Raw genomic sequence first — 14349 nt, 5'->3', positions numbered from 1 at the left:
ATGAACAAGCCAATACCATACGGTCGCCAAAATATTACGGAAGAAGATATAGAGGCCGTTGTAAGTACCCTAAAATCTGATTATCTCACGCAGGGACCCCGAATCGCTGAGTTTGAAGAAGCCTTTGGTACTTATGTAAATAGTAAATACGCAGTGGCGGTTTCAAACGGTACTGCGGCGCTTCATCTTTGTGCCATGGCCATGAATGTGCAGCCCGGGGATAAGGTGATAACCACGCCTATTACCTTTGCGGCTTCAGCTAATTGTGTTCGATATTGTGGGGGAGAAGTGGTTTTTGCCGATATAGATCCTGAAACTTATTTACTGGATATTAATAAAGTTAGGGAATTACTTGAAAATTCTCCTAAAGGAATCTATAAAGGAATTATTCCTGTAGATTTTGCCGGTAGCGCGGTAAATCTGGAAGAATTCAGGGAATTGGCTGATGAATACGACCTATGGATCATTGAAGATGCCTGCCATGCACCCGGGGGATTTTTTACAGACTCAAAAGAGGAAAAACAATACTGCGGAAATGGAAACTTTGCCGACTTGGCAATATTTTCATTTCATCCCGTTAAACATATAGCCAGTGGCGAAGGTGGAATGATTACCACAAATGATGAGAAACTATATGAAAGGCTTCTCCGATTAAGAACCCACGGAATAGTAAAGGATGAAGATAAATATAAAAATACACCAGAATTTGCTATAGGTACTGACGAATCCCGAATCCCGAATCCCGAATCCCGATATCCCGGTTGGTACATGGAAATGCAGGAATTAGGTTATAATTACCGGCTAACCGATTTCCAGGCGGCATTGGGAAGCAGTCAGTTAAAGAGAGCTGATGAAGGATTGAAGCAAAGAAGAAATATCACCAAACGTTATTTTGAAGCCTTTAAAAGCAAGGATTTTATTAAAGGTCAATCAGGAGTTATCGAAGGCCATGCCTATCATTTGTATGTACTTGAGGTTGAAGACAGGTTGGGTTTGTATAATTATTTAAGAGAAAATAAAATTTTTGCGCAAATACATTATATCCCTTGTCATTTAATGCCTTATTATCGTGAAATGGGATGGCAGGAAGGAGATTTGCCAATAGCTGAAAACTATTACAAGCATTGCATAAGTTTACCAATGTTTCCTACTTTGCAGGAAGAAGAACAGGACTTTGTAATTCAAAAAATTAGAGAATTCTTTGATGAGTAAAAATTTATGCATAATACCGGCCCGTGGTGGGAGCAAACGTATTCCCAGGAAGAATATTAAGGATTTTATGGGAAAACCTATAATAGCTTATGCAATCGAAGCCGCCTTAGAAAGTAAGCTTTTTGATGAGGTTATGATTTCAACCGACGATGAGGAAATTGCTGAAATAGGAAGGAAATACGGGGCTGCTGTTCCTTTTATGAGAAGTAAGGAAGCTGCCGATGATTTTGCTACCACTGTTGATGTTCTTCTGGAAGTTATGGAAGATTACAAAAAACTGGGAAAGGATTTTGAAAATATGTGCTGTATTTATCCCACCGCAGCTTTTGTAACCAAAGTCAAATTATTAGAAGCTTTTGAAAAATTAATCGAGGAAAATTTAGATGCTGTATTTCCTGTACTTCCATTTAGTTATCCTATTCAAAGATCTTTAAAAATAGAAAACAATAAGCTTCATTTTTTCTATCCCGAATTCGAAAACTCGCGTTCCCAGGATCTTGAAAAAGCATATCATGATGCCGGACAGTTTTACTTTATTCAAACCGAACATTTTAAAAGGGATAAAAGCATTTTTACTGAAAGTACCGGAGCCATAATCATTGATGAATTGGAAGCGCAGGATATAGATAACGAGACAGATTGGAAAATCGCAGAAATAAAATATGAACTCTTACAAAATTCTTAATAAGCAAGTTTTTTCAGTTGGGGACTATTCAATAGTACCTATCCGGAAGGAAGATCGTTATGCTATTATGAAATGGCGTAACGAGCAGATGTATCATTTGAGGCAAAATGAAGTATTAACTAAGGAAAAACAGGATAGTTATTTTGATACTGTAATAGCCCAACTATTTCATCAGGATAAACCCGAACAAATTTTATTTTCCTATTTGGAAGGTGAAAATTGCATTGGTTATGGTGGCTTGGTACATATAAATTGGATAGATAAAAATGCTGAAATTTCATTCGTTTTAAATACTGAATTTGATACAGAACTTTTTAAGGATCATTGGACAAGTTATTTGACACTTATCGAAGAAGTAGCATTAAAAGAATTGAAACTACATAAAATTTACACTTATGCATTTGATTTGAGACCGGAGCTATACACGGCATTGGAGAGTTGTGGATATTATTTAGAAGCTACTTTAAAAAACCATTGTCATTTTGATGATAATTTTATTGATGTCGTTATTCATTCAAAAATATTAAGCGATTTTTATTGTAGAAAAGCAGCTTTCAGTGATGCTAAATTACTATATAATTGGGTGAATGATCCAACAGTAAGAAGAAACTCATTATCCACAGATATAATTATCTGGGAGGATCATTTAAACTGGTTTTATAACCAACTTTTTAATACCCAAACATTGTTGAATATTTGGGTATATAAAGATGTACCTATAGGTCAATCAAGATTAGATTATATCAATGGAGATTGGTTGATTGATTACTCTATAAGTAAGCCATACAGGGGGAAAGGATTTGGAGAGAAAATTATTAGGGAAATAATGAATTATAAAAAATCACCACTGAAGGCCCAGGTTAGATCTGATAATATAGGTTCAATTAAAATATTCCAAAAATTAGGGTTTATATCAAAAAATATTAGCGAGGAAAATTCAGAAATAATTGAGTTTAGGCATGAATAATCAAAAAACCTATCTTATAGTAACAGAGAAGAAGTGGCATAAAGAATTATTTCATTCTCTTATTGAGTATTTTGATACCGAAAATTGGTTATTAATTGACAAAAGGAAAGATTTTACCAAAGTTATGTTGGATAAAATTAATCCTCACAAAATATTTATACCCCACTGGTCTTATATTATCCCTTCAACAATTTTTAAAAATTTTGAATGTATAGTTTTCCATATGACAGATCTGCCTTATGGACGAGGTGGAAGTCCCCTTCAGAATTTAATTGTAAATGGTCATACAGATACCAAAATTTCAGCACTTAAAGTTGAAGCTGGTTTGGATACTGGTCCAATATACTTAAAAAGGCCTCTGAGTTTATATGGGACGGCTCAGGAAATCTTTTTGAGAAGTAAAGATATAGTCGAGGAAATGATAATAGAGATCGTGGAAAAAGGTTTAAGTCCGGTCTCTCAGGAAGGTAAGGTTGTGGAATTTAAACGAAGAAAACCTAACGAAGGTAATGTAGACTCTTTAAAGGATATTTCACAAATATTTGATCATATAAGAATGCTCGATTGTGAGGGTTATCCACCGGCATTTATTGAAACGGAGGAGTTTCGATTTGAATTTACAAGGGCTTCATTAAAATCAGAAAAGGAAATTATAGCAGATGTTAGAATCATTAAGAAATAAAAGGATCTTAGTTATTGTAGCCCATCCTGATGATGAATTACTCGGAGTTGGGGCTACTATGCATAAATTGATACAAGAATATGGATGTATTGTTAGAGCAGTAATATTAGGAGAAGGAATTACCTCAAGATCGGATGATAGGGATCCTGAGAAATGGGAAAAAGAACTTCAAATTCATAGGGATAACATAGAGAGTGCACGCTTGGCAATAGGCTATGAATCAGTAGGAATATATGATTTTCCAGATAATCGTTTTGATACTGTCGCTTTGCTGGATATTATAAAAATAGTTGAAAAAGAAAAGAACACTTTTCAGCCTGAGGTTATATTTACTCATCATTTGGGGGATGTCAATATAGATCATCAAAGAACATTTGAGGCAGTTCTAACTGCTTCACGTCCTTTGCAAGAAGAGAAAGCACATACTTTAATTTCATTTGAAACTCCTTCGGGTACAGAATGGAGAGCAGCTACAGACCCAAAACATTTTATACCCAATATGTTTATTGATGTTTCTGAAGAAAATTTGAAGGCAAAAATAAAGGGTATGGAAAGTTATGAGTTTGAAAAACGGGAATACCCTCATCCCAGGTCGCCCGAAGCTTTAAAAATCCAGGCGCAGCGATGGGGCATAGTTGCAGGTAAGAGCTTCGCAGAAGCTTTCTCAATTGTGAGGGTAATCAATTAAACTTCTTATTTAACGGCACTATAATGTCACAATAAATAAAAAAAGGAAATAAACTATGAAAATTAAAGATTTCAATATAGATAAAAATAGCCCGGTATTTATTATTGCAGAATTATCTGCAAACCATAACGGCAGTTTAGATACAGCAATAGAAACAATAAAGGCCGCAAAAAGAACTGGCGCAGATGCCATCAAGTTGCAGACTTATACTGCAGATACTATGACCATTAATGTAAAATCTCCTGATTTTATGTTGAGTCAGGGTACGATCTGGGATGGGAAATACCTACATGATCTTTATAAAGAGGCCTATACTCCCTGGGAGTGGCACGAACAGCTGTTTAACATTGCAGAAAAAGAAGGATTAGTTTGTTTTTCCTCTCCTTTTGATAAAACAGCGGTTGATTTTTTAGAAGGTTTAAATACTCCTGCGTATAAGATCGCTTCTTTTGAGATCACCGATATTCCCTTAATCGAATATACCGCTTTAAAGGGAAAGCCTATTATCATTTCTACCGGAATAGCCGGGCAGGAAGACATTGAACTTGCTTTGGATGCCTGCAGACGAATGGGGAATAACGATATAGCCTTATTAAAATGTACTTCCTCTTATCCGGCACCTATCGACGAAGCCAATATGGTTATGGTAAAAGATCTGGCGGAACGCTATGGAGTAATCTCCGGATTGTCTGACCACACAATGGGAAATACGGTTCCTGTGGTAGCCACTTGTTTTGGTGCTAAAATCATCGAAAAACATTTTATTCTGGATAAATCTATTGGCGGTCCGGACGCCTCTTTTTCCATGGATGAGCTGGAGTTTACCGAAATGGTAAAGGCTGTTAGAGAAGCGGAAAAAGCGATTGGAAAAGTAGATTATACCTTAACTGAAAAGCAAAAAAAAGGAAGGGATTTTTCCAGGTCTTTGTACATAGTTGAAGATATAAAAGCGGGGGAAGTTATTACGAAAAAAAACGTGAGGTCTATAAGACCTGGGTTTGGTCTACATCCGAAGTATTTAAATAAAATTTTGGACAAAAGGGTTATAAAGGATATCGAACGGGGTGAGCGATTAACTTTGGATATAATTACAAGTTCAAAAACTGAAAAATAATTTTTTTCTTAAACTAATCTTTAGGAATTTTAAAATATTCCTTTAATATCAAAATTTTAATGAATATTATAGGTACAGGATTAAAATATTTAATTTCTTTTTTTAGTAAGGTTGGACTTTTAAGATTATCAGCTTTCATATTATTTATTTACGTATTTATTAAAAATGGAAGGAGAAAAGGTATTACAGTACTTTGTCTAACACGAAGAAGTAACGTGTTTGATGTCCGTGCCTTGAAAAAATATGAAAAGAGGTTTAATTTTATTGAGTTGCCATTCAATATCTTAAAATTCGCACAACCCTGGCTTCCAAATTTAGATCAAACTTTCTATCAAGATGGATTGCTAGAATATCCTGATGCGGTTTATAAATCTAAATTATTTGCTGCTTCTTTTTTAAAATATTTAAAATATTTTGGGTCATATGATCTAAAATTTATTTTGAGCGCAAATTTTGACTATTACGAAGATTTTGCATTTAAAAGTCATTCTAGTATTATGTACATTGGATTGTCCAGAGAACATTATTTAATGCCTCTTTCTTTTCAACGCGGTTTATCTCGTTATTATAACAATTATAATTTTAAGGGAAACCGAATATTTGTATATGGAGAACAAACTCGAAAATTGTTATTACAGTCTAAAATTGGTAAAAAAGATGAAATTATAGTAACAGGATGCCCTAGAATGGATATGATTTCAGATTTAAATTATAAAAACACCTCTAGAAATTATATAACTTTATTTTCATTTATAGATGGGCTATACGATGGTAATCAAACCTTTTTTGAGATTCTTAATATATTTCTGAACCTCGCTGATAAATATCCTGATCAACAGTTTTTAATAAAATGTAAAAGTGATTACGATTATAAAATTTTAAATGATTATTGTAAAAACAAACCCAATATTCATTTATCTTATTTAATGGAATTTACAAAACCATTTGAAGTTAGCAAGCTAATTATTTCCTTCAATTCAAATTCTATCTTAGAAAGTTTATTATCACGGGCGGCAATTTTGATTCCCTATTGGGGTGATACCGTAAAACCTCAACAAGAATTACTTGTAGATCCTAATGAGGATGAATTTCTTGTTTTTAATTTTGCACACAATCAAAAAGATTTTACCGAGTTTGTTGAAAATATCATCACTTCTAAAGGAATATATAAAATTAATGAAACTGAAAGGATGGCAACTTTTGGCAAATATTACTTTCTATCTGATCAAAGATTTAGTAATGTAGTAGGTGATGAAATTCAAAAATTACTAGATATTTCCTGATAAAAATATATAAAATAACTTACTTTTTTTAGAGAAATGATCTAAATTATAAAATCGCATTTCGTTTGACTCGTGACCAGGTCAATTCTGCATCTACCTTTTTGGAAAATGTTTTGAAAAAAATTGGTAAAGAACTTATGCTTTTCAGCTAGGTTTATGTCAGTTAACCAATTACATTTGGATGAAAATAGCATAATGGCAAATATTAAAGATTGCTGTGAGTTATTTAATGCGATGTGCTTATAACAAGGAGTTAAAAAAAACATAAGAAAGGTAAAGACCACAATCACTTTATATATGCGGGTATAGATAAAAGAGCAGAGGAGGTTATTGCCGATATAAATATGATATTCTAATTTCTTGTATAATGTTAATCTCTAAATCTTTTTAAGAATTTATTGGTAAGAAAATAAAAACAACTTTAATTGAGAATCTAGTTTAATATTTGAAATAAAATGATGAGAAATCTTTTTAAATTTTCTGATACCGAGATTAATAATATTCTTTATTCTGGGATAAGAAATTCAATTCATCACAAAATTAGGCGCAAAGGGTTTATTAGGAAGATTCTTAAAACCATCTATATTCTATTATTAAAACATTCTAAAAGACACCCACATAATGATATACAAGGGACTATTTTAAATGATGCTCCTCAAAAAGATTGGGTGCCTGATAATTCGCGATGGAAAGTTCTAATATTTAATGAAAATAATGAGGAGGTTAGACCATTATTATTTATTGAGATGTTGTTGCTTTTTGCCTTTTTGTTTAATGTTAAAGTTATCCAGAGGATATTATTTAATGCTGCTGAAACTAAAACTTTGAAATTTATCAGGAATCAAAAAATTGATCACCTTATATGTGGTCATCCAACAATTCTGATGACCTTTATTGGCTTTTATCTAGCTAAATTAAATAAAAATGTTATTACCATTCAGCATGGTATTTATAATTTAAATGATACTAAAGTTCTTTGGTTTGAAAAAAATATTGCCACTCATTTTATTGTGTATGGTGATTATTTTAAAGAATTATATCAATCTCAAGGTGTTAATGAAAAAAATATAATTATTGGAAACCCTTATTTTAAAAGTGAAATTGGTGAAAAAGATAGAATAATCTTACCTTTTAAAATTATAAATAAAAAAGCAGTCTTTATAGGACAACAATTTTACAAAGTATGGCCCAATATTTTTCAGCCATATAATAGGGCAGTGTCAGACCTAGCTGATTTTCTACTTAAAAAAAATATAGACCTATATTATAAACCTCATCCCAGAGAAGACATTCGAAAAAGTTTAAGCAAAGAGAACATTTCCAAAGTTGATTTTTTTCCAGATAAAAATGATTCGGATTATTTTCTTAATGAATTTGATTTTTATTATTCTGTAAATTCTACATTACTTTTAGAAACTTATCTTAAGAAGAAAGCATGTTTTCAACTCAACATATCCTATAATGTTGATCTTGATAAATTTAATAAATACTCAGGCATACCTTTTGTGGATTCAAAAAATTTAGATAAACATCTAGATCATAAAAAATTTGAGTTTTTCTACGATCCGAAATACTTGAATATTAGCCAAAATCCCCGGAATTCAGCATTAAAAATAATTTCGAAAATACTTATTCCGGAATAAAAAACTTTATTATAAATAGTCTTAGAAAATGGGTTAAAGTTTAATTATAGAAAAATTATCAGAAATAGGATACTGACTCTTTGTGTTTTTAAAATTGATTAGATTATTTTTTATTCGATCACTTTTTTCGTTTTTGGAAAGGATAGGGAATTACAAAAGAAATATTATCATAAATTTGGTGTGGTTAAATTATTATTTGGCATCTCAAAAACAGCAAAGTATTATTATAACAAAATCCCTAGAGACTTTAGATCGTTTAAAATTAAGGTTGTTAAATCCTTATATGAATTCTTGCCTTTAAAGATTACTTTTTATAGGCATCAAAGATTTTCTTTCTAATTATGAAAAAAGTACTTTATTTATTTGATACCTTACAAAGAGGTGGAGCAGAAACCAGTACCCTAGAAATAGGTGCTAGGCTCAAGAACTGGGAACCAATTGTTGTGAGTTTATATAAGGGGACAGAATTAAAGAAGGACTTCGAAAATAAAGGCATTAAAGTTTATGCTTTGGATAAAAACACCCGATTTTCCATCATTACCTTAAAAAATGAAATCCAAAATATTATTAATGAGGAGGAACCAGATTTGATACATTCCAATCTTTTTATGGCCGATCAGTTTGCTAGATACCTGGGTAAAAAGAATAATATCCCGGTTATCAATTCTTTTGTTAATGATAGTTATTCGCCGGAGAGAATAGAATTACTGCCTTTTAAACAAAAAACTAGTCTTTCGGTGTATCATTTTATAGACAGATTAATGGCTCCCAGGGTTACAAGATTTATGTCTTTGACTCATGCAATAATTGCCAATAATTCTAAAGCCCTGAATATAGATCCTACAAAAGTTAAAGTGATTCACAGGGGGAGAAATTTTCAGGAATTATGGAATAAGATTGATGAGGAGAAAGTAAGCTATATAAGATCCAAATATGGCCAGGGTCCTATTTTGCTTACAGTTGCCAGATTGCTAATAAGAAAAGGTTATCTGGAATCGATTAAAGCCTTTAAAAATGTATCCGAAAAGTACCCAGATGCAACTTATCTAATAGCAGGACGAGGTCATGACCAAATGGTTATTGAATCTTTAATTAAAGAATTAGATTTGGAAGACAAGGTGTTTTTATTAGGAAATCGTAATGATGTTCCTTCTCTGCTAAAAGCTGCAGATATATTTCTTTTTCCCTCCCATTATGAAGGGCAGGGGGGCGCGCTTGTAGAAGCGATGCTTATGGGAAAACAAATTATTGCAACCCGAATCCCTGTACTGGAAGAATCAGTAAAAAATAAGTTTTCCGCCAGGCTTTTTGCCTACCGCGATCCCGAAGATATGGCCGAAAAGATAATTTGGGCCTTAAAGAATCCCGAGTTGATGAATGAATATGCTGTAAATGCCAGAAAAGAGGCAGAGGCCCGCTTTGATATCGCCAAGATAGCTATGGAGCATGAAAAATTTTATACTGATGTAGTATCAAACTATAAGGCTAATTAGAATGATTAAAATAGGATTTTTACTTGATAGTTTGACTATAAAAAAATGGCACTATGAAATTTTGAACTTTGTAAATGATCATCCACAATTAAAAATAGAAACTCTAATACTTAGAAGAGAGGTTTCAGCCTTTTCCTCCAATAGTTCTTTTATTTACCGTGCTTCCCAGGCATTAGATCGTAAGTTTTTTTCAGTTAAAAATGATATTTTCACTAGTGTAGATATAAGTAATCTGGAAGAAGAAATATCGGTAATAGAAGTATCAGGAATCGAGAAAATATACAGTTATCGTTTTACGGAAGAAAAGATAACAGAAGTTAAAAATCTGGACCTTGATGTATTAATTCGTTTTGGTTTCAGTATCTTAAAAGGGGATATATTAAATACCGCCAGGCATGGGGTATGGTCATTACATCATGGAGACAATGCTATTAATAGGGGAGGACCGCCTGCTTTTTGGGAAGTGGTAAATAGGGAAAACGTGACGGGAATAACGCTTCAAAAACTTTCTGAGGACCTTGATGGGGGAAGGGTGATAAAAAAATCTTTTATTAAAACAAATACTACATCATTCTACCGCAATAAAAATGAAGCATTTTGGGCTGGGGTAGAGTTGTTTAATTTAGCTCTGGATGAATTAAGCCAGGGGATATTAAAGTATGAAGAAAAAAAAATATTGCCATTCTATTCTTGTCCATTATACAAAAACCCAACTAATATTACTTCTATAAAAATACTCCTAAGCTTTTGGAGTAGAAGGATTAAGGAGGTGATAATAGAAAAAATATCTGCTCCACAGTGGTATATACTATATAAATTCAGAAAAGATTCCTCTGTAGAAAAAAGTATTTTTAGATATAAGAAACTTTATCCTCCTAAAGGATACGATTGGGCAGACCCATTTATAGTTAAAGAAAAAGACAATTTTTATCTATTTTTTGAAGAGGTAAAAATAGGTTCCGGAAACGGACATATCAGTCTTTTTAAATTTGATGAAAAAGGAAATTTAATAAACGAAAATCCTATAAAAGTAATTAACGAAGAATATCATCTATCTTATCCGTTTATTTTTAAAGAGGATTCCAACTATTATATGTTACCTGAATCTGCTGATGCCAATGGACTCTGGTTATATAAGTGTGAAGAATTTCCTGTAAAATGGAAAAAGCATCAAAAAATTTTTAGTAACAAACAAATTTATGATGCCAGCCTATATTTTCATGAAGGTTACTGGTATCTTTTCGGAACCGAGAAGTTATCTCAAGGAGGTAATCGGGATCAATATTTACATATATATTATTCCAAAGAATTGGATACAGAAATGTGGACCCCACACCCGTTAAATCCATTGAGTTTGGATATTAGAGGTGCACGCCCGGCAGGGAAAATTTTAAAAGACAATGACAAATTATTAAGGCCTACACAAATAGGAGCTCCAAAATATGGATATGGAATACAGTTAAATGAAATTAAAAAATTATCTCCTACGGAATTTATAGAAGAGAAAAGAACTGAAATTCTTCCGAAATGGGAGAAAGATCTAAAAGCAGCACATACATTTAACTTTGTTGAAGGTTTCTCTGTTTTGGACGCCCAAAAGAAACTATAAATGAAAATCCTTCACCTAATTCAAAAACCCCAACACCGGGGTGCCGAAACTTTTACTTGCCAACTGGCAAAGCATCAAAAAGATTTAGGACTGCAGGTTAAGATAGCGAGTATTTTTAAAGGAGATGCTAATTTGAATTGGGAAGATGAAATTATTAATTTAGGAGGGAACCCGAATTCCCGATTTATTGATTATAAAGCCTGGCGAAATTTAAATCAATTAATTAAAGATTTTAAACCCGATTTCATCCAGGCTAATGCCGGGGATACTTTAAAATATGCAGTTTTTTCAAAAAATATTTTTGGTTGGAAAACACCAATAGTATTTAGAAATGCCAGTGAAGTGGGGAGGTATTTGAAATCAAGTTTGCAGAAGAAGCTCAATCTATATTTATACAAAAATATAGCGGGAGTAGCCTCCGTTTCCCAAGCCTCTAAAACGGATCTTTTAAGTCATTTTCCTTTCTTGAAGGATAAGACACGGGTTATTCCAATTGGGTTGGAAGAGAAAGAACTCCATAATTCATTCGAATTTAAGCCAAATTTATTTAAACACATAGTTCACGTGGGTGGATTTAGTTTTGAGAAAAACCATAAAGGGCTTCTCAACATTTTCAAAATAATAAACTCAAATAAAAAAAATGTAAAATTACATTTAATAGGAGATGGCCCCCTTCGTGAGGAAATAGAAATCCTTGTTAAGAATGAAGGTTTAACTAATGAGGTGAAATTCTATGGTTTTGTGAATAATCCCCTGGATTATATTAGCGCAGCAGATGTTTTAGTTTTACCCAGTATTATTGAAGGTTTACCAGGAGTGTTATTAGAAGCTATGTATTGCAGAACCCCCGTTGTTGCTTACGATGTTGGAGGGATTAAGGAGATAGTAGACGAGAAGACCGGAGCCTTAATAAAACAAGGAGACGAATCTGCTTTTGCTCTCGCATTAACTAAATCTATAGAGGAACCTAACTTGGAGCAAATTCAAAATGCTTATAATTACGTGACCAGAGAATTTGTAAATTTTAAAATAGCTGAAAGATTTGTAGAGTTATATACGAAGATTTTGCTTAAGTAATTTTAAGAAGAGGAACTAATTTTTATTAATGGGAATACGTAGGTTTTTCAATATTATTTTGGAAGTCATAAATATAAAAAATTTGTAATTATCGCGGCTCCCAGAACTGGATCTAACTGGTTAGTTAGCCTTTTAAACTCCCATCCGGAGATTAGCTGCGAAGGCAATATAAAAATATAGAAGGCCAAACTACATTGGGGATATGGAATCAAATCTTTTCCCGAAGAAATAAAAAAATAAAACTTGTTGGATTTAAATTGCTATATAATCAACCCCCGGATAATCAAGATAAAAGCATCTGGGAGATCATAAAGAATGATAAAAGCATTTTGATTGTCCATTTAAAAAGAGAAAATTTATTGGCATCCTATGCTTCTTTAAAAATAGGTCACAAAACAGGGATTTGGAAAGAAAATATACTGAAAGACGATGGGGATACTAATCATAGAAATAACCTTATTGATTTAAAACCAAAAGACTGTGAATCATATTTTTCCTTAATCACGGATTATTGGGAAAATATTTCTAATATTTATTCAAGCCACCCATATATTGAGATTTTTTATGAAGATTTGGTTAATGATAAACAAGAAACGCTTAATGAAGTTTTTAAAGCTATGTATCTAGAAACTTATGAGGTTTCCTCTAAAATGAAAAAACAAAATAGAGAATCCCTGGAAGATTTGATAGAGAATTATGGAGAATTGAAAACATATTTTAAGAGAACCAAATGGCATTATTTATTTAAGAATTCCCATCCCTAAAAAATTAATAATTGAAAATGAGAAAAACTAAAATTCTTCATATTATAAAATCCCTGGGTAGGGGCGGTGCCGAAATGCTTTTACCAGAAACTCTTAAGCTTCATAACAAAGAAAAATTTGAATTCCATTATATTTATTTTCTACCCTGGAAAAATCAAATGGTAGAAGCTTTGGAAGCTTCCGGCGGGAGGGTCACTTGTTTCGAGGCAAAGGATAATATAAGATTGATGCTTCAATATAAAAGAATTATTTCTTATTGTAAAGAAAAGAATATAAATCTTATTCATTGCCATCTTCCCTGGGCCGGTTTTGTAGGAAGGTTGGTTTACCAACAAACGGGTATCCCGGTTTTATATACTGAACATAATATGCAGGAAAGATACCATATAGCTACAAAAACCATTAATAAATTAAGTTTCAACTCTCAAAGCCTTGCGTTTGGTGTCTCTAAGGATGTGACAGCTTCCATACAGAAAAATATTAATCCCACTATTCCTGTAAAAACCCTTTTAAACGGAGTGAATACAGATTCCTTTATACCTGAACAAAAATCTACAATTAGAAAAGATTTGGGCATTCCTGATACTGCCATTGTTATAGGAAATGTTGCTGTGTTCCGTTTTCAAAAACGCCTGGTAGAGTGGTTACAGGTCATTAAAAAACTAAGACAAAATAATAAAAATGTTGTTGGAATAATCGTTGGAGCGGGACCTTTAGAAGAGGAAATTAAACAAGAGTGGAAAAGTTTAGAATTGGAAGGGGTAGTTTTTTTTACTGGTTTACAAACAAATGTGAAACCTTATTTTGAAGCTATGGACATCTTTATGATGTCTTCCTCCTTCGAAGGCCTTCCTATAGCACTATTGGAAGCCATGAGTATGGAATGTGCAGTAGTTTCCACAGATGCAGGGGGAATTAAGGAAGTGATAAGAAATAATGAAGACGGTTTTATTTGTCCAGTTGATAGTTGGGAAGAACTTTCTGTTTTATGTCAGCGCCTAATGGACCAACCAGAAGAAATGATTAAATATAAACTTGCCGCTAGAAAAAGAGTTGTTGAAGCCTTTAGCTTAAAAAGAATGGTAGATGCATTAGAAGCTTATTATTCTGAAGCAATGAATGCTTAACCGGT

The 14349-nt window shown here is 32.7% G+C and carries 13 protein-coding genes; all 13 read left to right on the top strand.

Annotation, left to right across the window (positions count from 1 at the left end):
• Entirely contained in the window at nucleotides 1-1212 is a 1212-nt protein-coding gene (gene pseC, locus LB465_RS11950) for a UDP-4-amino-4,6-dideoxy-N-acetyl-beta-L-altrosamine transaminase (RefSeq protein ID WP_224470098.1), read from the top strand.
• A complete protein-coding gene (pseF, locus tag LB465_RS11945; RefSeq protein ID WP_224470097.1) occupies nucleotides 1205-1897 on the top strand; it encodes a pseudaminic acid cytidylyltransferase in 693 nt (230 codons plus the stop codon). The genes pseC and pseF overlap by 8 nt, the downstream gene beginning before the upstream one ends.
• Nucleotides 1875-2864 (top strand): GNAT family N-acetyltransferase, encoded by a 990-nt coding sequence (locus tag LB465_RS11940; RefSeq protein WP_224470096.1) that lies wholly within the window; start codon nucleotides 1875-1877, stop codon nucleotides 2862-2864. Before pseF ends, LB465_RS11940 begins: the two co-directional genes overlap by 23 nt.
• Nucleotides 2857-3546, top strand: a complete 690-nt coding sequence (locus tag LB465_RS11935; RefSeq protein ID WP_224470095.1) for a formyltransferase family protein — start codon at nucleotides 2857-2859, stop codon at nucleotides 3544-3546. Before LB465_RS11940 ends, LB465_RS11935 begins: the two co-directional genes overlap by 8 nt.
• A complete protein-coding gene (locus LB465_RS11930) occupies nucleotides 3524-4234 on the top strand; it encodes a PIG-L deacetylase family protein (RefSeq protein ID WP_224470094.1) in 711 nt (236 codons plus the stop codon). The genes LB465_RS11935 and LB465_RS11930 overlap by 23 nt, the downstream gene beginning before the upstream one ends.
• Before the next feature lie 55 nt (nucleotides 4235-4289).
• Nucleotides 4290-5348 carry a pseudaminic acid synthase gene (pseI, locus tag LB465_RS11925; protein WP_224470093.1) on the top strand — a complete coding sequence of 353 codons (1059 nt, stop codon included), beginning with the start codon at nucleotides 4290-4292 and terminating at the stop codon, nucleotides 5346-5348.
• A 59-nt stretch (nucleotides 5349-5407) separates the two neighbouring features.
• On the top strand, nucleotides 5408-6631 hold the full coding sequence (locus LB465_RS11920; protein ID WP_224470092.1) for a hypothetical protein: 1224 nt from the start codon (nucleotides 5408-5410) through the stop codon (nucleotides 6629-6631).
• 455 nt (nucleotides 6632-7086) lie between these two features.
• Nucleotides 7087-8274, top strand: coding sequence for a polysialyltransferase family glycosyltransferase (locus LB465_RS11915; RefSeq protein ID WP_224470091.1), 1188 nt, complete (start codon nucleotides 7087-7089; stop codon nucleotides 8272-8274).
• A 341-nt stretch (nucleotides 8275-8615) separates the two neighbouring features.
• Nucleotides 8616-9767: a glycosyltransferase family 4 protein gene (locus LB465_RS11910; RefSeq protein WP_224470090.1), complete on the top strand. Its 1152-nt coding sequence runs from the start codon at nucleotides 8616-8618 to the stop codon at nucleotides 9765-9767.
• Nucleotides 9768-9828: 61 nt separating this feature from the next.
• Nucleotides 9829-11376, top strand: coding sequence for a glucosamine inositolphosphorylceramide transferase family protein (locus LB465_RS11905; RefSeq protein WP_224470089.1), 1548 nt, complete (start codon nucleotides 9829-9831; stop codon nucleotides 11374-11376).
• The gene (locus LB465_RS11900) at nucleotides 11377-12453 is read left to right on the top strand and encodes a glycosyltransferase (protein WP_224470088.1); all 1077 of its coding nucleotides are present in this window, start codon (nucleotides 11377-11379) and stop codon (nucleotides 12451-12453) included.
• Nucleotides 12454-12710: 257 nt separating this feature from the next.
• Entirely contained in the window at nucleotides 12711-13217 is a 507-nt protein-coding gene (locus LB465_RS11895; RefSeq protein WP_224470087.1) for a hypothetical protein, read from the top strand.
• Between the two features lie 17 nt (nucleotides 13218-13234).
• The gene (locus tag LB465_RS11890) at nucleotides 13235-14344 is read left to right on the top strand and encodes a glycosyltransferase (RefSeq protein ID WP_224470086.1); all 1110 of its coding nucleotides are present in this window, start codon (nucleotides 13235-13237) and stop codon (nucleotides 14342-14344) included.
• The last annotated feature ends 5 nt before the right edge of the window (nucleotides 14345-14349 follow it).

Source organism: Salegentibacter lacus (assembly GCF_020164555.1).
Taxonomy (GTDB): Bacteria; Bacteroidota; Bacteroidia; order Flavobacteriales; family Flavobacteriaceae; genus Salegentibacter; species Salegentibacter lacus.
This window is presented reverse-complemented; position numbering and strand designations above follow the sequence as displayed.